The organism is Herbaspirillum sp. (assembly GCF_035644555.1).
Classification (GTDB): domain Bacteria; phylum Pseudomonadota; class Gammaproteobacteria; order Burkholderiales; family Burkholderiaceae_D; genus Herbaspirillum.
Map to the genome: position 1 here is coordinate 78,161 of NZ_DASQOH010000058.1, position 24,535 is coordinate 102,695.

At 63.3% G+C, this 24,535-nt stretch carries 19 protein-coding genes; 8 read left to right on the top strand and 11 right to left on the bottom strand.

Features of this window, described 5'->3' with window-relative positions:
* Window positions 1-2,265, top strand: coding sequence for a bifunctional (p)ppGpp synthetase/guanosine-3',5'-bis(diphosphate) 3'-pyrophosphohydrolase (locus tag VE092_RS16485; protein ID WP_324878571.1), 2,265 nt, complete (start codon window positions 1-3; stop codon window positions 2,263-2,265).
* Window positions 2,266-2,356: 91 nt separating this feature from the next.
* Here VE092_RS16485 and VE092_RS16490 read toward each other — a convergent pair whose 3' ends face one another.
* The gene (locus tag VE092_RS16490; RefSeq protein WP_324878573.1) at window positions 2,357-3,328 is read right to left on the bottom strand and encodes a LysR family transcriptional regulator; all 972 of its coding nucleotides are present in this window, start codon (window positions 3,326-3,328) and stop codon (window positions 2,357-2,359) included.
* A 146-nt stretch (window positions 3,329-3,474) separates the two neighbouring features.
* Between VE092_RS16490 and VE092_RS16495 the strand changes: the two genes are divergently transcribed.
* Window positions 3,475-4,083, top strand: coding sequence for an FMN-dependent NADH-azoreductase (locus VE092_RS16495; RefSeq protein WP_324878575.1), 609 nt, complete (start codon window positions 3,475-3,477; stop codon window positions 4,081-4,083).
* A gap of 96 nt (window positions 4,084-4,179) precedes the next feature.
* On the opposite strand, the gene VE092_RS16500 is transcribed toward VE092_RS16495, so the two are convergent.
* On the bottom strand, window positions 4,180-5,520 hold the full coding sequence (locus VE092_RS16500; protein ID WP_324878577.1) for a DUF3422 domain-containing protein: 1,341 nt from the start codon (window positions 5,518-5,520) through the stop codon (window positions 4,180-4,182).
* Between the two features lie 119 nt (window positions 5,521-5,639).
* Window positions 5,640-6,203 carry a transcription elongation factor GreB gene (greB, locus tag VE092_RS16505; protein WP_324878580.1) on the bottom strand — a complete coding sequence of 188 codons (564 nt, stop codon included), beginning with the start codon at window positions 6,201-6,203 and terminating at the stop codon, window positions 5,640-5,642.
* Window positions 6,204-6,421: 218 nt separating this feature from the next.
* On the opposite strand from greB, the gene VE092_RS16510 reads away from it, so the two are divergent.
* Entirely contained in the window at window positions 6,422-7,309 is an 888-nt protein-coding gene (locus VE092_RS16510; RefSeq protein WP_324878582.1) for a methylglyoxal synthase, read from the top strand.
* Between the two features lie 7 nt (window positions 7,310-7,316).
* Window positions 7,317-7,937, top strand: a complete 621-nt coding sequence (locus VE092_RS16515) for a hypothetical protein (protein ID WP_324878584.1) — start codon at window positions 7,317-7,319, stop codon at window positions 7,935-7,937.
* 113 nt (window positions 7,938-8,050) lie between these two features.
* On the opposite strand, the gene VE092_RS16520 is transcribed toward VE092_RS16515, so the two are convergent.
* The 4 genes from VE092_RS16520 to VE092_RS16535 form a co-directional block, all read right to left on the bottom strand.
* On the bottom strand, window positions 8,051-9,415 hold the full coding sequence (locus VE092_RS16520) for an EAL and HDOD domain-containing protein (protein ID WP_324878586.1): 1,365 nt from the start codon (window positions 9,413-9,415) through the stop codon (window positions 8,051-8,053).
* Between the two features lie 147 nt (window positions 9,416-9,562).
* Window positions 9,563-10,450, bottom strand: a complete 888-nt coding sequence (locus VE092_RS16525) for a 23S rRNA (adenine(2030)-N(6))-methyltransferase RlmJ (RefSeq protein ID WP_006462599.1) — start codon at window positions 10,448-10,450, stop codon at window positions 9,563-9,565.
* A 245-nt stretch (window positions 10,451-10,695) separates the two neighbouring features.
* Complete coding sequence (locus tag VE092_RS16530; RefSeq protein WP_324878588.1) at window positions 10,696-12,432, bottom strand: ClcB-like voltage-gated chloride channel protein; 1,737 nt, start codon at window positions 12,430-12,432, stop codon at window positions 10,696-10,698.
* Complete coding sequence (locus VE092_RS16535; RefSeq protein ID WP_324878591.1) at window positions 12,425-12,826, bottom strand: winged helix-turn-helix domain-containing protein; 402 nt, start codon at window positions 12,824-12,826, stop codon at window positions 12,425-12,427. Before VE092_RS16535 ends, VE092_RS16530 begins: the two co-directional genes overlap by 8 nt.
* Before the next feature lie 128 nt (window positions 12,827-12,954).
* On the opposite strand from VE092_RS16535, the gene modA reads away from it, so the two are divergent.
* The 3 genes from modA to VE092_RS16550 are packed head-to-tail and all read left to right on the top strand — an operon-like array spanning window position 12,955 to window position 15,123.
* Window positions 12,955-13,725 carry a molybdate ABC transporter substrate-binding protein gene (modA, locus tag VE092_RS16540; RefSeq protein WP_324878593.1) on the top strand — a complete coding sequence of 257 codons (771 nt, stop codon included), beginning with the start codon at window positions 12,955-12,957 and terminating at the stop codon, window positions 13,723-13,725.
* Window positions 13,726-13,741: 16 nt separating this feature from the next.
* Window positions 13,742-14,416, top strand: coding sequence for a molybdate ABC transporter permease subunit (gene modB / locus VE092_RS16545; protein WP_324878595.1), 675 nt, complete (start codon window positions 13,742-13,744; stop codon window positions 14,414-14,416).
* Window positions 14,417-14,454: 38 nt separating this feature from the next.
* Window positions 14,455-15,123 (top strand): sulfate/molybdate ABC transporter ATP-binding protein, encoded by a 669-nt coding sequence (locus VE092_RS16550; RefSeq protein ID WP_324878597.1) that lies wholly within the window; start codon window positions 14,455-14,457, stop codon window positions 15,121-15,123.
* A 163-nt stretch (window positions 15,124-15,286) separates the two neighbouring features.
* On the opposite strand, the gene aceA is transcribed toward VE092_RS16550, so the two are convergent.
* Window positions 15,287-16,591: an isocitrate lyase gene (gene aceA, locus VE092_RS16555; protein ID WP_006462605.1), complete on the bottom strand. Its 1,305-nt coding sequence runs from the start codon at window positions 16,589-16,591 to the stop codon at window positions 15,287-15,289.
* A 400-nt stretch (window positions 16,592-16,991) separates the two neighbouring features.
* Between aceA and VE092_RS16560 the strand changes: the two genes are divergently transcribed.
* Window positions 16,992-19,223: an FUSC family membrane protein gene (locus VE092_RS16560; RefSeq protein WP_324878599.1), complete on the top strand. Its 2,232-nt coding sequence runs from the start codon at window positions 16,992-16,994 to the stop codon at window positions 19,221-19,223.
* Window positions 19,224-19,336: 113 nt separating this feature from the next.
* Here the strand turns inward: VE092_RS16560 and rraA are convergent, their stop codons facing one another.
* The 3 genes from rraA to clpB form a co-directional block, all read right to left on the bottom strand.
* Window positions 19,337-19,828, bottom strand: a complete 492-nt coding sequence (gene rraA / locus VE092_RS16565; RefSeq protein WP_324878601.1) for a ribonuclease E activity regulator RraA — start codon at window positions 19,826-19,828, stop codon at window positions 19,337-19,339.
* Window positions 19,829-19,871: 43 nt separating this feature from the next.
* The gene (locus VE092_RS16570) at window positions 19,872-21,620 is read right to left on the bottom strand and encodes a diguanylate cyclase (protein WP_324878603.1); all 1,749 of its coding nucleotides are present in this window, start codon (window positions 21,618-21,620) and stop codon (window positions 19,872-19,874) included.
* Window positions 21,621-22,035: 415 nt separating this feature from the next.
* Window positions 22,036-24,535, bottom strand: a 2,500-nt coding sequence (clpB, locus tag VE092_RS16575) for an ATP-dependent chaperone ClpB (RefSeq protein WP_324878605.1), incomplete at its 5' end; no start/stop codon positions are given.

Consider the following 24,535-nt stretch of genomic DNA (forward strand, 5'->3'; position numbering starts at 1 on the left):
ATGAGCCTCACCACTACCGACTCCACCTTATCAGCCGCTCCTAGCCCCAAACGTGCCACCGGTTCCGGTCGCACCGCACCTCCCAACGAAGTCGCCCCCACCGCTGCCCACAGCGGCGTGGCGACTTTTGCGCATCTGATTCCCAAGCTCGAAGAGTACCTGACCCCTTCCGAACTGAAGAAGGTCAAGGAAGCCTATCGCTTCGCCGATGAGATGCACCTGGGCCAGATGCGCAAGTCGGGCGAGCCCTACATCTCGCACCCGCTGGCGGTAGCCGAGATCTGTGCCGAATGGAAACTGGACGCCCAGGCCATGATGGCGGCCTTCCTGCACGATGTGATGGAAGACCAGGGCGTCAAGAAGGAAGAGCTGATCGAACGCTTCGGCGCCTCCGTGGCCTCCCTGGTGGATGGTTTGTCCAAGCTGGACAAGATCGAATTCCAGAGCCAGGTCGAGGCGCAGGCCGAAAACTTCCGCAAGATGCTGCTGGCCATGGCCCGCGACGTGCGGGTGATCCTGGTCAAGCTGGCCGACCGCCTGCACAACATGCGCACGCTGGGCTCCATGCCGCCCGAGAAGAAGCGCCGCATCTCGCGCGAGACCATGGAAGTCTATGTGCCCATCGCGCACCGCCTGGGCCTGAACAACATCTACCGCGAGCTGCAGGAACTGTCATTCTCGCACCTCTACCCGCTGCGCCACCGCACGCTCTCCAAGGCCGTCAAGGCTGCGCGCGGCAACCGGCGGGAAGTCGTCACCAAGATCATGGAATCGGTCACCTCGACCCTGATCGCCGCCGGCATCCCGGCCCAGGTCGACGGCCGCGAAAAGACCCTCTACGGCATCTACCGCAAGATGCGCAACAAGCACCTGACGTTCTCCCAGGTGCTGGACGTCTATGGCTTCCGGGTGGTGGTCGACAGCTTCGCCAACTGCTATGTGGCGCTGGGCACCCTGCACTCGCTGTTCAAGCCCATGCCGGGCAAGTTCAAGGATTACATCGCCATCCCCAAGTTGAATGGCTACCAGTCGCTGCATACCACCCTGATCGGCCCCTATGGCACGCCGGTCGAGTTCCAGATCCGCACCACCGAAATGCATCGCGTGGCCGAGTCCGGCGTGGCCGCGCACTGGCTTTACAAGGATGACGAGGGCAGCCTGACCGACCTGCAGCAGCGCACCCATGCCTGGCTGCAATCGCTGCTGGACATCCAGAAACAGACCGGCGACTCGGCCGAGTTCCTGGAGCACGTCAAGGTCGACCTGTTCCCCGATTCGGTCTACGTCTTCACGCCCAAGTCCAAGATCATCGCCCTGCCCCGTGGCGCCACGGCGCTGGACTTCGCCTACAGCATCCACACCGACATCGGCGACCAGACCACCTCGGCCATCATCAATCACGAACCGGCGCCGCTGCGTTCCGAGCTGCACAACGGCGACATCGTCGAGATCATCACCTCGCCGACCTCGCGCCCCAGCCCCAACTGGCTGGGCTATGTACGCACCGGCAAGGCCCGCTCGGCGATCCGCCATCGCCTGCGCACGGCCAACAAGGTCGAGTCGCAAGCGGTCGGTCGCCGCCTGCTGGGTAATGCCCTGCACACCCTGGGTATCGACCCAGAACTGCCATCCCACATCGTCGAGCGCCTGCTCAACGAATCCAGCGCCAAGACCATGGATGACCTGTATGCCGAGATCGGCATCGGCACCCGCATGGCGCCGCTGGTGGCACGTCACATCATGACCATGATGGACACCGGGGTGAGCGTGCCGCAGCTGGATCCGGAAGGCCACATGCTGCCCAACAAGCCCGACCCGGTGGTCATCACCGGCAGTGAAGGCGCATCGGCGCAGTTGTCCTCCTGTTGCATGCCGATCCCGGGCGACCGCCTGACCGGCTACCTGCGACCGGACCAGACCCTGATCGTGCATACCCAAGAGTGTGAGACCGCCAAGCGCCTGCACGAGAAGGAACCGGAACGCTGGATCGAGCTGGTCTGGGGCCACGACCTGAACCGCCGCTTCGATTGCCGCATCACCATCCTGATCCACAACGAGCGCGGCACGCTGGCGCGCATCGCGGCCGAGATCGGCGAATCGGACGCCAATATCGTCTCGGTGGCCATGGATGATGAAGGTGGCAATGCCTCGATGAAATACCTGCGCTTCACCATCCAGGTCGAGGACCGGGTGCACCTGGCGCGCATCATGCGCGGCATCCGCAAGATCGACAGCGTCGCACGTATCCTGCGCGACCGGGGCTGATGCCGGTCATGCCATGAGATGACGCCATGAAGAACGCCCGCAATCGCGGGCGTTCTTCATTTGGGGCATCAGGGTGAATATCCGGGCCTATTCAGGCGGCCGCCTTCTCCTGCGCCAGGCCGACCTTCACCTCTGCTTCCAGATGACGTTGGCAGGCCTGCGCGCCCTTGTCGGCGATGCCCCGCTCCAGCTTGTCGGCGAAGAACTCGATCAGGGCACTGACTGCACTGGGCAACTGGCGGCGGTGCACATAGACCGCATAGAAACCCATGGTGTCACGCTGATAATCCGGCAGGATGTTCACCAGGGTGCCATTGCGCAGGTCTTCGGACGCCAGCATGGTCGGCAGCAAGGCGATCCCCAGGCCGGCCCGCGCAGCCCTCAGCTGGCCCTGGGCCGTATTGACGCACAGGCGCGGCACCACCCGCACACTCTCGGGACCATGTGGCCCCTCCAGCTTCCAGACCGTGTGCTGCGGCGCCTGCGAGGTCGCCAGACAGGCGTGGGCGACCAGGTCCGACAGGGCCTGCGGCGTACCCTGCCGCTCCAGGTAACGTGGACTGGCAATGAGCGCCAGATGGCTTTGCACCAGTTTTCTGGCCACCAGGCTGGAATCAGGCAATACCCCGCCGCGGAAGGCCAAGTCGATCCCTTCGGCGATCAGGTCGGCGCGGCCATCGTTGAGCACGAACTCCAGCTGCACCTTGGGATAGAGATGCATGAATTCATGCATCCACTCGATCGAAAAATTGTCGAAGAAATCCACCGGCGCCGCCACCCGCAGGCTGCCCGTCGGCTCGCCCTGGCTCTCGGTCAGGCTGGCGCTGGCGTGTTCGATGTCTTCCAGTCCCGGGGCACAGCGCTCAAAAAATTCACGTCCGGCTGCGGTCATGTTGAGCTGGCGCGTGGAGCGCTGCAGCAGGCGCACCCCCATGCTGGCCTCCAGCGCCTGCAGGCGGCGGCTGATGGTATTGGGCGGCATGGACAGCTTGCGTCCGGCAGCGGCGAAGCTGCCAGAGCGCACCACGTGGACGAAAAGCCAGATGTCGTTCAGGTCTAACATGGGGATGAGGGCATTCCTGCCAAAACTGGATCAGTGAAATGCGATTCTCGCATCTATTGGAAGAAATGAAAACTGGGTATTGTTCATCCCAATGCAAACGCCTTCCTGTCGAGGCGATGCCAACCGAACAATATAAAGGAATGACCATGAGCACCCTGCTGCATATCGACTCCAGCGCCCGTACCGGCGGTTCCATCTCGCGCCAGCTGACTGCCTCCTTCGCCCAGCAATGGCAGGCCAAGAATCCAGGCGGCAAGATCGTTCATCGTGACCTGGCCGCCAACACCCTGCCGCACCTGAGCGAATCCTTGATGGGTGCCTATTTCACTCCGGCCGATGCCCGCAGCGCCGAGCAAGCCGACGTGATCAAGCAATCCGACGCCCTGGTCGATGAGCTGCTGGCCGCCGACACCATCGTCATCGGCGTGCCGATGTACAACTTCGCGCCACCCTCGACCCTGAAGGCCTGGATCGACCACGTCTTCCGCGCCGGCCGTACCTTCAAGTACGGCGAAACCGGCCCGGTCGGCCTGGTCACCGGCAAGAAGGCCATCATCATCCTGTCCCGTGGCGGCAAGTATTCCGAAGGTCCGATGGAAGCACTGGACTTCCAGGGCAAGTACCTCAAGAGCGCCCTGGGCTTCATCGGCATCACCGATGTCGAGCTGGTGATCGCCGAAGGCGTCTCCATGGGTGAAGAGGCCGCCAAGCAGGCCGTTGCGGGCGCCGAGGCGAAGATCAACGCCACCGTCTGATCGCGCCAGCGGGCTTGCCCCGCTCTTGCGCTGCCCACGTGAACGGGGCGCACCGCCAACAGCGGTGCGCCCCGTTTGCCGTGTTCCGTGTCAGGCTCAGTGGCTGCCCAGCCCCTTGTGCATGCGCCGCAAGCCCAGCCAGACACAGACCGCCACCACCGGCACCACCAGACCGGTGGCCAGGTCCGGATTGATGGGCAGGCCCGCCGCCTTGGCCGCCTTGCCGGCATACCCCAGCAGACCGATCACGTAATACGAGATGGCCGCCACCGACAGGCCTTCCACCGCCTGCTGCAGCTTCAGTTGCTGGGCGGCGCGGGCATTCATGGATTCCAGGATCTGCCGGTTCTGGCGTTCCTGCACGATGCCGATCCGGGTGCGCAACAGGTCGTTGGTATGGGCGATCCGCTCGGCCAGGGCTTCCTGGCGACGGGCGATGGCCTGGCAGGTATCCATGGCCGGCGCCAGCCGGCGCTCCATGAATTCGCCGATGGTCGGCACGCCTTCGATGCGCTGCTCGCGCAATTCCTCGATGCGCGCCTGCACCAGCCGGAAATAGGCCTGCGAGGCCGAGAAACGGTAGCTGTTCTCCAGCGACAGCTTTTCGATGCGTGCCGCCAGGCCGGTAATCTTGCGCAGTATCCGCTCGTCTTCGGCCTGCTCTTCGGGGGTGCCGGCGGTGGATTGTTCGGACTGCACCATGGCTGCCGTCAGCGCCGCCAGGTCACCCTCGATCTGGTTGAGCAGCGGGCCGGATTGCTGGGCGTGCGGCAAGCCCAGCAAGGCCATCATGCGATATGTCTCGATTTCCAGGATGCGCTGGGCCAGGCGCCCGCCTTGCAGCTCGCGCAGGCCGATGTCACGCACCACGAAACGCGAAAAACCATCCGACTGGATCTGGAAATCGGTCCAGATTTCCCCACCCTGCAAGACCTTGCTGGAACTCATCAGCTTGCCTTCGAAGATGCGCTGCATCTGGCGTGCGGTCGCTGCCGGATCATCGTCGCCGGGCTCCACCACCACATGCGCGGCCACCATCAGCTTGCCCTTGAGCGAGAGCTGCCACTGCTGGGGGATGTGCGCCAGCGGCGCGCGGGCAAAGGCCTGGTCGGTGGAGAGCGGCTCCTCGTGCGCCTGGGCGAAGGTGTAGGTGGCGAACTCGGTGTGGCACTCCCACTTCAGCCGGAAGCGGCCGAAATCGTGATAGAAGTGCTTGGCCTCACCACCCGGAGCGACCACGCCGAAATGGGCGCACAGGTCGTCAAGCAGCGCATGCTGGGCACTGGCATGGCGACCGCCATTGCCTTCTTCGCGCACATAGACGGCCAGGTGGGTGAGCGTTTCCGAGCGCGTCAGCTGCAGGAAGGGGCGCGAGTGCACCTCGGCAGCCAGGACGACGCGCTGCGGGTGGTTCAGGCTGGCAAAAACGATGGACATGGGACTTTCTCGTGGATGATTGCAATGCTGTGCGCCGGTCGCTCTTGATGGCGACAGACTCAGCGCCGGCCGGCCAGTCAGGCCGGGCCGCGGCGAAAACGGCTGGTGTGCCGGCGCGTCTACTGCGCCTGCGGCGGCGGATAAGTGACGTCGAGGATGGTCAGCTGCTCCACGCCCGAAGGGGTCTGCAGCACCACCTCATCACCTTCGCGCGCCTTGGTCAGCGCCCGCGCCACGGGCGAAATCCAGCTGATGCGCCCCTTGAGCGGATCGAGCTCGTCGATGCCGACGATGGTCACCGTATGTTCTTCGCCGCGCTGGTTTTCATAATGCACCGTGGCACCGAAGAAGATCTGGTCGCTGCCGTGATGGACCGAGGGATCGACCACCTCGGCATTGTCCAGCCGCTTGGTGAGGAAGCGGATGCGCCGGTCGATCTCGCGCAGGCGCTTCTTGCCGTAGAGATAGTCACCGTTCTCGGAGCGGTCGCCATTGGAGGCGGCCCAGGAGACCACGCGCACCACCTCCGGCCGCTCTTCGTCGATCAGGTGCAGCAGCTCATCCTTGATGCGCTGATGGCCCTGGGGCGTCATGTAGTTCTTGGCCCCGGCGGGGATGGCCGGCAAGGCGATCTCGTCATCGTCGTCGGCGCCGTCGGATTCTTTTACAAATGCCTTGTTCATGCTGGAATGGATGGGTATGCAGGTTCGCTCTTATTGTAGCCGCATGCACGCCACCACAACGGTACAGTTGCGACGATTAATCCTTGCCTCAGTGTGCTTGCCGCAGGCTCGCGCACCTCGCGCGGCGACGGCAAGGCTCGCCCTTTGGGCCGCACTCGGCGATAATCTGCCTTCCCGCCTGGCCACAGGTTTTACCAATCCACTGCTTCCTGCACCCCATGTCTTCCATCGCCCCCCGCTATCGCATCGGCCTCATCGCCAACCGCGCCCACCAGGACGCCGGCGATTCCGCCCTGGTTAAGTTGCTCACCGGCTCGCGCCATCGCATCGACAGCCTGCAGCCCGAGCTGATCGTGGTCGGCCGTACACTCGATGCCATCAGCCAGATGAACCTGCTGCCCGGCTACCCGCATCTGGTGCGCTTCCCCTACGGTCGGCAAGGTGGCCTGATGAAGCTGGTCTCGCGCACGGTCGATCCCGACCCCGAGCGCACGCTGGACGCCGTGATCTATCTGGTCGATCCGGTCGATCCCTCCTCCACCTTCCCCGAGGCGGTGGCCCTGAAACGCCAGTGCGTCATCCATGGCAAGCCCTTCCTGTCGACGCTGGCCGGTGCCCAGGAGTGGTTCGAACTGGAAGCCATCGCCAATGGCGAGGCGCCGGACAGCTTCCTGGATGACCGCTTCCACCTGCAACAGGAAGGCATCGCCCTGATCGCCCACGACGCCATGAAGTCGCGCATGCTGGAACTGGCCGAGAAGCACTTCGAGGTGCTGGACCGCTTCGCCTTCCGCTGCGCCACCGGCACCACCGGCGGCCTGCTCAACCAGCTGGCCATGAAGATCAAGGGAGATGCCGGCCGCAACTGGGTGCGTCCCTTCCTGTCCGGCCCGCTGGGGGGCGACGCCCAGATTGCCGAACTGATCCTCGAGCGACAGTGCCGCCGTGTGCTGTTCCTGGAAGACCCGCACGTGGCGCGCCAGCACGAAGCCGACATCCAGTTGCTGGAACGTGCCGCCCGCACCGTGACCGGCTATGCCTCCTGCATGAGCGACGTCAAGTGGGGGGACCGCTGGCTGTCGCTGATCAAGGCGCGCGCCCTCTGATCCAGGCATGACCCACCCCTCCCCGCCGCATCGTTCTGCGCGCGCCGGCCGCTGGCGGCGGCGTCTGCTGGCACCGCTGATCTATACGGCGGCGCTGCTGCTGATGCTGGAAGAGTGGCTCTGGGATGCCACCCAGGCCCTGCTGGCGCGCATTCCGGACTGGCCCTGGCTGGTGCGACTACAGCGCTGGGTGGAGCGGCTTTCGCCCTATGCGGCACTGCTGATCTTCCTGGCGCCCACCCTGCTGCTGTTGCCGGTCAAGTTGCTGGCCCTGCTGTCCATCACCCACGGCCATCCGACGCTGGGCGTGGCCATCGTGCTGGCGGCCAAGGTGCTGGGAACGGCCCTGGTGGCGCGCATCTATGCGCTGACCCGACGCAGCCTGCTGTCGCTGGCCTGGTTCCAGCGCTATCACGACCAGCTGCTGGCCATCAAGGCGCGCCTGACCGCGCAACTGCAGGCCACCGCCGGCTGGCAGCAGGCACAGCGGTTGCTGCAGGCCTGCAGACGGCAGCTTGCCTCATTCGGACAATATCTCAGGAGGCGCGCCGCATCCTCGCCGCAGTCACCGGCGGCGCGGCTGGTGCGACTGTTGCGGCGGCTGGCGGCGCGCATGCGCAGCAAGTAGGGAGGCGTACAGCGGGGGCGGCCGTCACAATGCCCAAGGACCACAATGACACAAGGCTGCCGCGGCAGCCTTGTGTCATTGGATGAACCGGGCCGGGCGCACGGCCGGCAACTTCAGTCATCGTCATCGTCGTCGATGTAGCCCTCCGGCGGAGGCGCCATCTGCATGGTGGCATGCTGGCCGATATTGTTGTTGGAAATGCTGTTACCCCACTCGAAGGCATGCTTTTCGGCGGCGAAAAAATCATCGGCCGACAGCTGCAGCTCATCCAGCAGGCGCTGCATTTCGGCCTGGTCAGGCGCGCGTTGCTCGGTGCATTCCACCAGCCGCAGGGCGACCCCGTAGAAGCCGCTGCGGCGCAGCAGCGCTTCCCTGATCTCGGTGCTCACGGTGATCTGGCGCAGCACGGTTTCCATGCTCATGCCGAAGAGCGCATCGACCAGCGACATGATGCCTACCGTGAAGGCCATCTCCGACATCTTGCGCCGTCCCGGGCGAATCCTCGCGGTGATCAGCTCCAGCATCTTGCCCCGTGTGGCCGCCAGGATCATCAGCGGCGACATCGCATGGGCACGGTCCTTCTCGGTATTGGCGAAGAGCAGAATCTGCAGCCAGCGCTTGAGCTGCCGGCGGCCCAGCACGATCAGCGCCTGGCCCAGCGAATCGATGAACTTCTGGAAGCCGTACACCGGCGTATTGACCAGCCGCAGCAGGGTCAGGCTCAGGGCAACGTCGCGCTTGATGAAACGCACGATCTCGGCATTGTCGACATTGCGCACCAGCAGCGTGAGCAGGTGCATGATGATCATCTTCGAGGCCTCCAGCTTCTTGCCCTGGAGGATCATCGGCTTGGCGAAGTAATAGCCCTGGAAGTAATCGAAGCCGAAGGTCATGCAGTCATTGAACTGCTGCAGGGTCTCGACCTTCTCGGCCAGCAGCTCCTTGCAGGCGCGCTTGAAGTGCACCGACAGCTTGAGCAGCTTGCTGGGATCGACTTCCATGACATCGATCTTGATGATCTTCACCAGCGGCAGCAGCTCCTCGATCTCCTGCGACTCGGCCACCACGTCATCCAGCGCGAACACATAGCCGGCCTTGACCAGCTCGCGTACACGCGCCACCAGTTCCGGCGTCACGCGTACCGTCTCCAGGATTTCCAGTACCACCTTGTCGGAGGGCAGGAAATAGATGAAGTCGCTCATCAGCACGGCCGCATCGACATTGATGAAGCCATGCAGATTACCGATCACATTGGACAGGCCCAGCTCGGAGGCATGGGCAATCACCGCCGCCGTCGCCGTCACGTCATCCTTGACGTTGGCCGGGCCGAAGGCCGCACTGCGAAACAGCAGTTCGTAGCCGATCAGATCCTGCTCGCGGCTCAGGATGGGCTGACGGGCCAGGAAGAAATCCAGAGCGTGATGAGGGTGTTGCGCGTGCGGGGGCAAAGCGGATGGGTCGGCGGACTGGTCTGACATGATTGTTCTTTTACTAACCCCTCGCGTTGCAATTCTTGACGTGTGGCAATCTTACTATTGTAAGCCGATTTCTCACGATATCGACGACAGCGAGACTACCCTCGACGACAAAATCACAAATATTCACATCGCCAGGAGCCCCTGTCATCAGAGTTCTCCCGACTCCAGGACATATTCTGCACTGTCATCCACGCCCAGCACTTCGATCAGGTAGGGCATGACTTCCTTCAACGTGGCTTCCAGCGTCCACGGCGGATTGAGGATGAACATGCCGCTGTTATGCAGGCCAAAGCCATCCGGTGCCGGGCCGTGGATGGCCAGCGTGACATTGAGCCAGCTCTTGGCACCCAGGCGTTTCAAGCGTTCGGGCAACTGGCGCGATTCATTGCGATGCAGGACCGGATACCACACAGCATAGGTGCCACCCGGAAAACGCGTGAGCGCATCCGTAAGCACCTGGGCCACGTGGCTGTAGTCACGCTTGTCTTCGTAGGGCGGGTCGATCAGCACCAGGGCACGACGCGAGGGCGGCGGCAACAGCGCCTTCAGGGCGTCGAAGCCATCGCCCCGATGCACCATCACGCGCTTGCCGCGCGCTGCCGGACGCTGGCCCTGGGCGGCGGCATGCGCCTCCAGCTTGCGGAAATTATCGGTCAGCACCTTCACTTCGCTGGGATGCAATTCGAACAGACGCAAGCGGTCCTGCTCGCGCATGATCTTCTCGGCGCAATAGGGAGAACCGGGGTAATAGCGCATCTTGCCGCTTGGGTTGAGCGACTTGACCACATCGACGTATTCCTGCACCGCCGCTGGCAGGTCCTTGCGGTCCCACAGCTTGGCGATGCCGGTTTCATATTCGGCGTTCTTGCTGGCGTAATCTCCATCCAGCGCGTAGACGCCCGCGCCGGCATGGGTGTCGATGACCATGTAGGCAGTCTCTTTCTGCCCGAGATAGCGCATCAACTGGATGATCACCATGTGCTTCAGGACATCGGCGTGGTTGCCGGCGTGAAAAGCGTGGCGATAACTCAGCATGGAAAATTCACTTCTTGGATGGGGTTGATAGCGGGTGGCGGCACGGACCGACGCGGGTCACTGGGTGGGCCACCGAAAAGAGGAAAAGCTCATGCATTTTATCAAGGATACGTGAGCAGTTGTCGGACTAATCCGGCATTGTTACAAAGAAGACATGCCCGCAGCGCCGGGTGATGCGGCCCGGCCGCCGCCCGCGGCGCCGACCCGGGATGCGAGTCCAGCGCCCGGGCAGGGGCGCGACGCGCTTAGCTACCGGCCCGGTCCAGCCGGAAATACGCATCCAGCAGGGAGGTCTTGAACACCACCCCCAGCAGGCGCGGGTCTTCTGCGCTGGCGATCACCGGCAGGCGCTCGCCTTGATGGTCAAGGAACAGCTGCAAGGCCTCGCCCAGGGACATGTCGGGCGTCACCTCGTGCAGAAAATGCGGCCGCAGAAAATCGCGAGCTACCCGGCCTGCAGCTTCCTTCTTGTCCAGCAGCCAGGAAGTGATGTCCTGCAACGCCACCACGCCGAGGTAACGCTGCTGGTCGTCCACGATGTAGACATACTTCACCGGGTATTTCAGGAACAGGGCGCTGATCTCTTCCAGACTGGCCTGTTCCTGCAGCACGGTCTCGGCCGGCCGGATCAGGGCACGCATGTGGGTGCCGCGCAGACGCAGGCGTTCTTCGTTGTCGCGATGGCGCTTCAGGGTGATCTCGTACATCGAACGGCCGTCCGTGCTGCGCGCCACCACATAGGCGACCACGCAGGACAGCATCAGCGGCAGCACCACCTGATAGCTCAGGGTCATCTCGAAGATCATCAGGATTGCCATCAACGGCGCATAGGATGCCGCCGCCAGGAAAGCGCCCATGCCCACCATCGCATAGGCGAAGGGTTGCGACATGTGGAACGGCAGCAAAGCCTGGGCCGTATCGCCGAACAGGTAGCCGACCGCCGCCCCCACGAACAGCGTAGGCGTGAAGATCCCCCCGACCGCCCCCGAGCCGACTGTGATGGCAGTGGCCAGGACCTTGATCACCAACACCGTCAACACCGCCTGCCACAGCCAGGTCGTATGCAGCAGCGAATTGACCAGGCTATAGCCATTGCCCCAGACCTCGGGCACCTCGATGGAAATGAGCCCGACCAGCAGCCCGCCCACGCCCAGCCGCACCGGCAGTGGCAGGCGGAACTTGCCGAAGCCCTGCTTGCCCAGCTCCAGCACGCGCAGGAACTGCGGTGCCAGGATGCCGGCCAGCACGCCCAGCACCAGGAACAGCAGCACTTCCCAGCCGCCGATCTCGGGGAAATACGGCATTTCGTAGGCCGCCCGGTAACCCGGCAATTCGCGCATGGTGATGTTGGCCACCACGGAAGCCACCACCACCGGGCCGAAGCTCTCCATCACCAGCGAGCCGAGCACGATCTCGGTGATGAAGAAGGCCCCCGCAATGGGCGCGTTGTAGGCCGAGGTGATGCCGGCCGCCGCCCCGCAGGCCACCAGCAAGCGCAAGCGGGAAGAAGGAAAGTGCGAGAACTTGCCCACCAGCGACGCGCACAGGGCCGACAACTGCACCATCGGACCTTCGCGGCCGATGGAGCCGCCGGAAGCAATCGACGCCAGCGAGGAGATGCTGCGCAAGAGCGTGTTGCGCACCGGAATGGCACCATCACCGATGGCCACCGCCTCCATGTAGTCACCGCCATTGCCGGCCGGGGTGCGCTTGGCCCAGACCAGGAACAGACCGGCAATCACGCCGCCACAGGTCGGCAGCAGGATGCGCACATGCCAGGGCAAGCCCTTGGCGATGTCGACGAAGCTCCCGTCATGTCCGGTCAGCCAGATCTGCAGCAGCGCGATGCATTCGCGAAAGGCGATGGTGGCCAGGGCGCCGACAAAACCGGCCAGCGCGCCCCACAGCAGCATGGAATGGCTTTCGGACACACGACAGGCATTGAGTACCCGCAGCCGGTACTTGATCCAGAGTTCATGCATGGTCGCTGTCCTGCCCTTGCCTCTGGTCTTCAGCTTCCTGCTCGTCGGCCGGTCGCATCAATGCCTGCAACTGGCGTAATTCGCCCGCAATGCTGGCCGCCGCCTTCTTCTGCATGCGACGGTAGCGTGCCAGCACCTCCTGCCCCAGTTCGGTCACCGCCGCACCACCGCCACGGGCGCCGCCGGTCGCAGTGGCCACCAGCGGGCTGGCGAAGCAGCGGTTCATTTCCTCTACCAGCAGCCAGGCACGGCGATAGGACATGTCCATCTCCCGGGCCGCCCCGGAGATCGATCCGGTCTGTGCGATCGCCTGCAGCAGATCGGCCTTGCCCGGCCCGAAGGCAATGGTCTGGCCCAGCATCACGCGCACTCTCAAGGTCTTGGCATCATTCATGCGCGTGATTGTACAAGGGCCTTGTACGTGCGGCCAATGCAGAGCGGGCGGTTGACGTTCGTTATATCCTTACGTATATTTCGCCACTCACCCGCCCTGCTCCCTTATTCTCATTTCCAGGATTGCCGATGCTGAAGAAAATCCGTCTCAAGGCCGCCATCGGCGCCGCCTTCGCCGCCACGCTGGTGTTCTCCGCCGGCGCCGCCCAGGCCACCGATCTCGTGGTGTCCGCCGCCGCTAGCCTGACCAATGCCTTCAAGGAGCTGGCACAGTCCTTCGAACAACAGCACCCCGGTGTGAAGGTCATCAGCAACTTCGGTGCCTCGGACGTACTGATGCAACAGATCGTGCGCGGCGCCCCGGCTGACGTATTTGCCTCCGCCGACCAGACCGCCATGGACAAGGCGGTGGCGGAAAAGGCCGTCAACCCGGCCACCCGCAAGAACTTCGCCGCCAACCAGATCGTAGTCATCGTGCCGCATGACGCCCGGCACCAGCCGGCCACGCTGGCCGATCTGACCCGGCCGGACTACCAGCGCATCGCCCTCGGCAACCCGGCATCGGTGCCCTTCGGCCGCTACACCAAGGGCGCGCTGGAACAGGCCGGCCTGTGGTCGCAGGTCCAGGCCAAGGGGGTGATGGCCGAGAACGTGCGCACCAGCCTGGATTACGTGGCCCGTGGCGAAGTCGATGCCGGCTTCGTCTTCGCCACCGATGCCGCAGTGATGCCGGACAAGGTCAAGGTCGCCATCCGCATTCCCTCAAACACGCCGGCCACCTATCCCATCGCCGTCACCTCAGGCAGCCGGCAACAGGAACTGGCCGCGCAGTTCGTGGCCTATGTGCTCTCGCCGAACGGGCAAGCCGTCCTGGCGCGCTACGGCTTCCTGAAGCCCTGAACCCCAAGGTCGCCTGATGCATCCGGTCTGGACACCGTTGCTGCTGTCGCTAAAGGTCGCGGGTCTGGCAACCCTGCTCAATCTGCTCCTGGGCGTGGCCGCCGCCTATGGGCTGTCGCGCTGGCGCTCGCCGCTGCGCGACTTCATCGATTCGGTCCTGACCCTGCCCCTGGTACTGCCGCCTACCGTATTGGGCTATTACCTGCTGGTCTTGTTCGGCCGCCGTGGCACCTTCGGCGCCTGGCTGGAGAGCCTGGGCATCCAACTGGTCTTCACCTGGCAAGGCGCGGTGCTGGCCTCCACCGTGGTGGCCTTCCCGCTGGTATTGAAAGCGGCCCGGGCCGCCTTCGAGAGCGTGGACCATCAACTGGAAAACGCGGCCCGCGTGCTGGGCGTCTCCGAGGCCGGCGTGTTCTTTCGCGTCAGCCTGCCGCTGGCTACGCGCGGCATCACCGCTGGCGTGCTACTGGCATTTGCCCGCGCCCTCGGTGAATTCGGCGCCACCCTGATGGTGGCGGGCAACCTGCCGGGCCGCACGCAGACCCTGTCGGTGGCCATCTATGAGGCGGTACAGGCCGGCGACGACGGCGCGGCCACCTTGCTGGTGGTGATTACCTCGATCACTTGCGTGGTGCTGCTGATGCTGGCCGGACGACTGGTACCGGACCGCTCGCAGCTGCAGATTCGCTAGACTGTCGCGGTGATTCCTTTTACCTGCCCCTGCCTGCCGTGAGCATCGACCTCCAGATCCAGAAACAACTGCGTGCCGCTGATCGTGTCTTCGAGCTCGATATCGCCCTGGCTTCCGACAGCCAGCGCATCGTGCTCTACGGTCCCTCCGGCTCGGGCAAGAGCCTCACGCTCAAGGCCATCGCCGGCCTGATGCGCCCCGACAGCGGTCATATCCGCGTGCATGGCCGCACTCTGTTCGACGCCGCACAAGGCATCGACCTGCGCGTGCAGGAGCGCAACGTGGCCTACCTGTTCCAGGACTACGCCCTCTTCCCGCACCTGACGGTGGCGCAGAACATCGCCTTCGGCCTGACCCGAGGCAGCTTCAACACACGCCGCCCGGCCCAGCACCCGGCGGTGATGAAGTGGCTGCAGGCCTTCGAGCTGGAGGCCATCGCCCACAGCCATCCGGCGCAGATCTCCGGTGGCCAGCGCCAGCGTGTGGCTCTGGCGCGCGCCTTGGTAGCCGAGCCCGACATGCTGTTGCTGGACGAGCCCTTCTCGGCCCTGGACCTGTCCCTGCGCCAGCGCATGCGCCAGGAACTGGCTGACCTGCAGACCCGCCTGCAGGTGCCGATGCTGCTGATCACCCACGACCCGGCCGATGTCGAGGCCCTGGGCCAGACAGTCTTCGAAGTACGCGACGGCCGCTTGCGGGCGGCCTGACGCATCCCGGGACAGCCCAGACTAGAGACGAAAACTACAGACGAAAAAAAACCGCACCCTTTTGAGGTACGGTCGCAAGTTCGGGGATCACCCCGCCGGCCCGCGCAAGGATGCGGACCGGCGCTACATCACACATTCACACTCAAACCATTGCACGCTCGGATCAGGCCGCCTTCTTGGCCTTGTCATCGAAGAATTGTTCATCTTCGGTCGAACCATGCAGGGCCGTGGTGGACGACTGGCCTTGCTGGATCGCCTGGGTCACCGCGTCGAAGTAACCGGTGCCGACTTCGCGCTGGTGCTTGACCGCAGTGAAGCCCTTGGAGGCGGCGGCGAATTCGGCTTCCTGCAGCTCCACGAAGGCCGACATCTGGTTGCGGGCATAGCCGTGGGCCAGGTTGAACATCGAGTAGTTCAGCGCATGGAAACCCGCCAGCGTGATGAACTGGAACTTGTAGCCCATGGCGCCCAGCTCGCGCTGGAACTTGGCGATGGTGGCGTCATCCAGGTTCTTCTTCCAGTTGAAGGACGGCGAGCAGTTGTACGCCAGCAGCTTGCCCGGGAACTTGGCGTGGATGGCTTCGGCGAAGGTCTTGGCGAAGGCCAGGTCGGGCTTGCCGGTTTCGCACCAGACCATGTCGGCGTATTCCGCATAGGCCAGGCCACGCGAGATCGCCTGGTCGATGCCCGGGTGGGTCTTGAAGAAGCCTTCGACAGTGCGCTCGCCGGAGAGGAAGGCCTTGTCGTTGGCATCCACGTCCGAGGTCAGGAGGTCAGCCGCCTCGGCATCGGTACGGGCGATCACCAGGGTACGGGTACCCATGACGTCAGCCGCCAGGCGCGCCGCGTTGAGCTTTTCGCAGGCTTCGCGGGTCGGCACCAGCACCTTGCCGCCCATGTGACCACACTTCTTCACCGAGGCCAGCTGGTCTTCGAAATGCACGCCGGCCGCACCGGCCTCGATCATTGACTTCATCAGTTCAAAGGCATTCAACACGCCGCCGAAACCGGCTTCCGCATCAGCCACGATGGGCGCGAAGAAGTCGATGTCGTCACGGCCTTCGGACCACTGGATCTGGTCGGCGCGGGCGAAGGTATTGTTGATGCGCTTGACCACCATCGGCACCGAGTTGGCCGGATACAGGGACTGGTCGGGATACATTTCACCGGCCAGGTTGGCGTCGCCGGCCACTTGCCAGCCGGACAGGTAGATCGCCTTCAGGCCGGCCTTGACCTGCTGCATGGCCTGGTTACCCGTCAGGGCGCCCAGGGCGTTGACGAAGGGCTCGTTGTGCACCAGGTTCCACAGCTTCTCGGCACCGCGCTTGGCCAGGGTGTGCTCGATCTGCAGCGAACCACGCAGGCGGACCACATCGGCGGCGCTGTAGTTGCGCTTGATGCCCTTCCAGCGCGGGTTCTCTGCCCAGTCGCGTTCCAGGGCCTGGATTTGCTGTTCACGTGTGCTCATGTGGATCTCCTTTTGGTCAATGATGAAGTGGCTTGAAACTGGATGAAATCGCGAATTCCATGACTTCATAGTAGGCCTGCGGGAGCGGAGCAACAATGTCTTATATAAGATATCTGTAAAATTTTTATACCAATAAATTCAATGACTTATGATCACGATTTTGCGATGCGGAACGAAAATCCGGACAATGAAAAAGGATTTTGATGCAGCGCACCTGCACTTTTCATATTGCGAAATGAAGATTTCGTATCGTAAAAAAGGCGCAATGTGAAACCTCTTGCGTCGTCATCGTTCATATCCACACCACTCGCACCTGTCCTCTCAGGTTGTTTAAACAACCAAGAAGGCAGAGAATAAGCACCTAACTCATGAAACGGCGATATCACGCCGCCCTGTCTACATGCACTACGCCCTGGACATTCGCACCTTCCTCTTCAGTCATTATTTCTATACAGGTGTGCGGATCGCGATCGGGGTGGTCGGCCTGACCCTCTTGGTGTTCAACGTGGCCGACATGCCCACCACCATGACGGTATTCCTGGGTGCGCTGTGTACCAGCCTGATGGACCTGCCCAGCCCGCTGCGCCACAAGTTCAACGAAATGCTGGCCGGCGTGCTGCTCTGTACGGTGGTGATGCTGGTCATCAGCCTGTGCGCCCCGGTGCCCTGGCTGGTCAGCGCGATGATGGTGGTGGTCAGCTTCTTCGCCAGCATGATGGTGGTCTATGGTAAGAAGACCATGCCGCTGCAGTTCGCCGCGCTCATGGTGATGACCCTGTCGATGGAAAACCAGGTGCCGATCTCGGACGCCTTCCTGCATGCCGTACTGTTCCTGGGCGGCGGCCTGGGTTACCTGGCCTATTCGATGACGGTGTCGTGGTTCCTGCGCCGCCGCATCAAGCAGCAGGTGCTGGCCGAGGCGCTGTTCGAACTGGCACGCTACCTGCGCATCAAGGCCGACTTCTACGACGTCAAGCATGACCTGGCCGGACAGTTCAACCGCCTGGTGCGCCAGCAGATCGTGGTGGCCGACAAGCAGCAGGCTTCGCGCGACCTGATCCTGCGCGACCTGCATACCAAGCAGGATGGCCTGCTGGTGCAGGTACACCTGTCCATGCTGGAGCTGTACGAGCAGGTGCTCTCCACCCACGCCGACTACGCCTTCCTGCGCCAGCACTTCGGCGACAGCGATGTCATGGTGTTCCTGCGCGACCTGGCCACCAAAGCTGCCCAGGACATCGAATCTATCGCCTACGCCATCACCCGCAAGAAGGCCTCCGAGCCCAGCGTGAACTACAAGGCCGAACTGCGCGCGGTGCAGTTCGAGATGCAGGAACTGGCCCTGCCAGGCCCGCGCCAGGCCTCGGAAGAAGCCCGCACCATCCTGCGCGTGACCTATAACAAGATCCGCGACATCATCGAGCTGATCGGCCAGGTGCACCAGGCCACCCAGAACCCGGTGGATCCGCTGCCCATCCTGCCGGGTTCGGACATGACCCCCTTCCTGACCCAGCAGAAGTTCAAGTTCAACATGCTGCTGGTGAACCTGCGCTGGCAGTCACCGATCTTCCGCTTCGCCATCCGGGTCGCGCTGGCCGTGACCACGGGTCTTTGGATCGCCAGCCACCTGCCCTACATGGCGCACGGCTACTGGATCGTGCTGACCATCGTCATCATCCTCAAACCCAACTTCAGCGCCACCAAGCAGCGCATGGCGGACCGCCTGATCGGCACCGTCATCGGCTGCCTGATCACCATGCTGATCCTGCGCTTCGTGCACAATCCGCTGGGCCAACTGGCGGTGCTGTTCGCGGCCAGCGTGGCGGCACCGGCCTTTACCTACATCAAGTATCGCTATACCGCCATCGCCGCCTCGGTACAGATCCTGATGCTGCTGAACCTGCTGGTGCCGGCCGGCCACCAGGGCGTGATCGGCGAACGCCTGATCGACACCATCATCGGCGTGCTCATCGCCACCGTCTTCTCCTATGTGCTGCCGGCCTGGGAATACCGCGACCTGCCCAAGCTGCTGCGCAACGTGCTCAAGGCCAGCCAGCGCTACCTGACCGCCAGCCGCGACATGCTCGAAGGGAAGGTGCAGGACGATTTCTTCTATCGGGTCTGCCGCAAGGGCTTCATGGACAGCCTGGCGGCCCTGATCTCGGCGCTGGTGCGCATGATGGATGAACCGGCCACCAAGCAACGGGCGGTACACGAACTGAACCGCTTCATCGTGCAGAACTACCTGGTGGCGGCGCATATCGCGGCGCTGCGCCTGATGCTGCGGCGCCAGCAGGAAAATCTGCCGCAGGCCGCCATCAGCAAGCTCATCGAAGATACCTACCTGGAAGCCAGCGAACACCTGGCCGAAGCCCAGCGCCTGCTGGCGCCCAAGCCGCGCAAGCGTGGCGGTGCGGTGGTGGTATCGCCGCAGGCGCCGGAAGACAAGGCGCTCTCGGGCAAGATCGAGCTGATCGGTCCGGTCACGCCGGAACCCATCCCGGCCGAGGCCAGCGCCTGGTCGGGATGGGACAACCTGCGCCGACGCAGTCGTCTGCTCAATCAGGATCTCAAGGAAATCGTGGCCCAGACGGCCGCCATCGACAAGCAACTGCGCAAGATACCGGACTGATGCCTGGAACGACATTCAGTGCCCCGCGCAAGACATGGACAATGGACAATAGCCCGCGTCTGCGGGCTATTGTCCATGTACTGCGCGGGGACGCCGCGTTTGGCTGAAGTCGCTCAGAGTGGCGTACGCGCCACCAGCACGCCGTCTACGTCGGCATAGATCCAGTCGCCCGGATAGACCGCTACACCGGCGATGCCGACCTTGAGGTCGGCATCCCCTGCCCCCTTGCGAAAGCTCCGCTGAGGGTGGGTGGCCAGGGCGCGGATGCCGACGTCGCAGGCATTGAGTTCGGCCGCATCGCGCACGCAACCGTTGACCAGGATGCCGGCCCAGCCGTTGTCCTGCGCCAGTTGCGCCAGGTTGCCGCCGACCAGCGCGCAGCGCAGGCTGCCGCCGCCATCGACCACCAGCACCTGGCCGTCGCCCGGGGTCTCCAGCGTAGCGCGGACCAGCACGTTGTCCTCGAATACCTTCAGGGTCTTGGCCGGGCCGCTGAAGGCCTGGCGCCGCCCGAAGGAGGCGAAAATGGGAGGCAGTACGTGCAGGGTGCCGCTGGCCAGCTTGTCTTCATTGGCATCGCACAGGTCGCAGGTGGCAAAGGACATCGGGGTTTCCTCTATCGCTGAAGGGGTGGATCAGGACGGCCGCCTAGACCGACAGAATGCGGTGCAGGCGCTTCTGGTCGAACATACGTGAATCGGCCACCCGCAGCAAGGTTTCCACATCCAGTCCATCGACCGGATAGAGCGACACGCCCACCGACGCGTCCACCGTGTACTGCTGGCCATCGCGCCCCTCGATGGGCTTGTTGACGGCGTGGCGGATCTTGTCGGCAATGCTGCGCGCCACCTCGATGTCGGTCACGCCATGCAGGTAGACCACGAATTCGTCGCCGCCGAAACGCGCTACAGAATCATCATGTCGCAGACTGTGCTGCAGGCGTTCGGCGATGGCGATCAGGACCTTGTCGCCCTCGTCGTGACCATATTCGTCATTGACGGCCTTGAAACGGTCCAGGTCGATGAAGAGCAAGGCGAAGTGCAGCGGATTGGCCTCGGAGCTGTTGCGGCGGCGGAAGTCGATCTGAGCGATCAGGGAGTCACGGTTCAACACATTGGTGAGGCGGTCGGTGCGCAGGTTGCGCTCCATTTCCACGAAACTCAGCGCCAGCTGGCCGATCTCGTCATTACGATCGATGTTGAGCGCGGGGAACGGGCTGCCATTGCCGATGCTTTTTGCCGCCAGCGTGAGCTTGCGGATATCGCGCAGCACCCAGCGCAGCAGCAGGAAGCCGATCACGAAAGTCAGGCACACCGCCATCAGGCCCAGCAGCAGGGTCTGGTAGACGCCGCTGGTGACCGAACCCAGGAAGTCCGAGCGCGGCGCAGCGCTGATGGCCAGCCAGTCCAGCCCGGCCTGGTCATGGTGCAGGCGGAAGGCCACTTCGATCTTGCTGCCCTCGCTGCGCGAACCCAGCAGCACCAGCCGGCCGGGGGCAGGGTTGTGGATGCTCAGGTAGCGCCGCACTTCCTCGAAAGCCTGCTGGACCAGCGGAGCCTTGCTGTGCGCGGCGTTGAGGCGCAACAGGTCCGAGCCCTGGTCGTTGGACTGGTAGATCGACTCATCCAGCGAGGTGGCCACCATGTCGCCCTTGAGCTCGGTCACGAAGGCCGCGCCATGCGGGCTCAAGGGAAGCTGGCGCAACAGGGTGGAGAGCTGCTGCAGGCCGATGCTGCTGTTGGCCACGCCCAGCAGCGTGCCGTCGGTATCGAAGATGGGCTTGGAAAGGTTGATGCCCACCACATTGGGCTGACGGTAATCCGCATACACCGGCGACCAGGTCTCGCGCCCCTGCTGGACCGCCTGCACATACCAGGGTCGCTTGCGCGGTTCGTAGTCCTGCACGGCGGTGAGCTTCATCTCGGTGCCTGGGCCGCGCAGGTAATAGACGTAGTTCTTCTCGCCCGGCTCTCGCACGCTGTACATGAAGACGTTGATCTGCTCCTGCTTGATGCCCAGGAAGCTGCCGTCGACACCACCGAAATAGACGTAGCTGGGGTCGTCGAACAACGAATTGGCCAGCCACAGCCGCTCTTCCAGTTCCTTGCGGGTCTTGGGAAACGGCAGCGTCGCCGGCGGCTGTCCGGCCTCCGCCGGCGGCACCGGCTGTGGCGCCACCACGTTGAGAGTCTCGCGCGCGCCCATGGTCTGGCGGTCGATACCCTGGGAGACCCGGCCCATGATCTCGGTGAGGGCGTTGCGCGCCAATACCTCGGTGGCATCGTCACCGGCGCGATACAGGAACCAGCCAATGGTCAGCACCAGGCAGACCATCAGGAAAATGAACGGCAGGATGAATAGCCGCTGCAGGGACGATTGCTTCAGAATCGCCCCCATGTGCTCTTGCTGCGTTGACCGCGAGTTCCAGATCTGACCATGAATTCCTTGCTCCCGGGAAATTAAATCCATCCCGGCGATTGCAGCGCGGGCCTGAGGCCCTATCGATGGCGCACCTGCCCCTGGTGTTCTGGCGCGTCCCCCTTGGAGGATGTAAATATCACATTTCGCCTGCTCTTGGTGAGCGTTTTTTGCAATGCGGCGAAAGAAAAAGCAGCGCGCGATCCGCCCTGGAGGCACGCTGGGCGTGCAGTGTAGCAAATCAGGCAAGTAAATTAAATGTATTACAAGTCCCTGGAACGGATGTGCAGCGCATGCCGACCGCGATGAATCGATGCCTACCAAACATGCATAAAAAAAAAGCGGGACATGAAGCCATGTCCCGCCGCCCTATCGTGTCGTGACACGCCGGAAATTACTTGCTGAAGCTCAACTGCCCGTTCTGCACATCCACATGGACCACGTCCTTGGGACCGAACCTGCCTGCCAGGATTTCCTTGGACAGCGGATTCTCGATCTCCTGCTGGATGGCGCGCTTGAGCGGCCTTGCACCATAGACCGGATCGAAACCGGCTTCGGCAATCTTCTGCAGGCCGGCTTCGCTGATCTGCAGGCCGATCTCCAGCTTGGCCAGGCGCTGCTCCAGGATGCGCAGCTGGATCTTGGCGATGGCGCCGATGTTCTTGGCGTCCAGCGCGTGGAAGACCACGATCTCGTCCACCCGGTTGATGAACTCCGGACGGAAGTGCGTGCGCACCTCGGCCATCACGGCCAGCTTGACCAAGGCCGGGTCGCTGTCTTCCATGCTCTGGATCTTGTGCGAACCCAGGTTGGAGGTCATCACGATCACGGTGTTCTTGAAGTCCACGGTACGGCCCTGGCCATCGGTCATGCGACCGTCGTCCAGCACCTGCAGCAGCACGTTGAAGACGTCCGGATGCGCCTTCTCGATCTCGTCGAGCAGGATCACGCTGTAGGGCTTGCGCCGCACCGCTTCGGTCAGGTAACCGCCTTCTTCATAGCCGACATAGCCCGGCGGCGCGCCGATCAGACGGGCCACGGAATGCTTCTCCATGAACTCGCTCATGTCGATGCGGATCATCGCCTCCTCGGTATCGAACAGGTAGGACGCCAGCGCCTTGCACAGCTCGGTCTTGCCCACGCCGGTGGGGCCCAGGAACATGAAGGAACCGTAAGGCTTGCTGGGGTCGCCCAGGCCGGCACGCGAACGGCGGATGGCGTCGGAAACGGCCACGATGGCTTCTTCCTGGCCCACCACGCGTTCATGCAGCACGTCTTCCATGTGCAGCAGTTTTTCACGCTCGCCCTGCATCATGCGCGACACCGGGATACCGGTGGCGCGGGCCACGATCTCGGCAATTTCCTCGGCGCCCACCTGGGTACGCACCAGCTTGGGCTTCTCGGTGGTGGCACCGGCCGCGTCCTTCTTGTTCTGCACTTCCAGCGCGGCTTCCAGCTCGGCCAGCTTGCCGTACTTCAATTCGGACACCTTCTGCCAGTCACTCTTGCGGGTAGCCTCTTCCATCTGCAGGCGCACCTTCTCGATTTCTTCCTTCAACTGCTGGCCACCCTGGGCGGTCGACTTCTCGGCCTTCCAGATTTCTTCCAGATCGGCGTACTCGCGCTCCAGCTTTTCGATCTCTTCCTCGATCAGCTGCAGGCGCTTCTGCGAAGCCTCGTCCTTTTCGCGCTTGACGGCTTCGCGTTCGATCTTGAGCTGGATCAGGCGACGGTCGAGCTTGTCCATCACTTCCGGCTTGGAATCGATCTCGATCTTGATCTTGGAGGCGGCCTCGTCAATCAGGTCGATGGCCTTGTCCGGCAGGAAGCGGTCGGTGATATAGCGGTGCGACAGCTCGGCCGCGGCCACGATGGCCGGGTCGGTAATGTCCACACCGTGGTGCACCTCGTACTTTTCCTGCAAGCCGCGCAGGATGGCGATAGTGGCTTCCACGCTGGGCTCATCCACCAGGATCTTCTGGAAGCGACGCTCCAGGGCGGCATCCTTCTCGATGTACTGGCGGTACTCATCCAGCGTGGTGGCACCGACACAGTGCAGGTCGCCACGGGCCAGCGCCGGTTTGAGCATGTTGCCCGCATCCATGGCGCCTTCACCCTTGCCAGCGCCGACCATGGTGTGCAGCTCATCGATGAAGAGGATGACGTTGCCCTCCTCCTTGGCCAGATCGTTCAGCACGGCCTTGAGCCGCTCCTCGAACTCGCCGCGATACTTGGCACCGGCCACCAGCGCCCCCATGTCCAGCGACAGCACCCGCTTGTTCTTGAGCCCCTCCGGCACCTCGCCATTGATGATGCGCTGGGCCAGCCCTTCGACGATGGCGGTCTTGCCGACGCCGGGGGCACCGATCAGCACCGGGTTGTTCTTGGTACGGCGTTGCAGCACCTGGATGGTGCGGCGGATCTCGTCATCACGGCCGATCACCGGGTCGAGTTTGCCGATCTCGGCCCGCTCGGTCAGATCGATGGTGTATTTCTCCAGCGCCTGGCGATTCTCCTCGGCGTTGGCATCCTCCACCTTCTTGCCGCCACGCACCTTGTCGATGGCCGCTTCGAGCTTCTCTTTGGTCAGCCCCTGAGCGCGCAGCAGCTCGCCCAGCGTGCCCTTCTCGTCGAGGGCAGCCAGCACGAACAGCTCGGATGAGATGAACTGATCCTTGCGCTGCTGAGCCAGCTTGTCGCAGACGTTGAGCAGCCGGCCGAGGCCGTTGGAGAGCTGCACGTCCCCTTCCACGCCGCTGACGCGCGGCAGGCGATCCAGCTCCTCGCCGAGGCGCGAGCGCAGAGAATTGATGTCCATCCCGGTCAGGGTGAGCAGCGGACGGATGGAGCCGCCATCCTGATTGACCAGGGCGGTCATCAGGTGAACGGGTTCG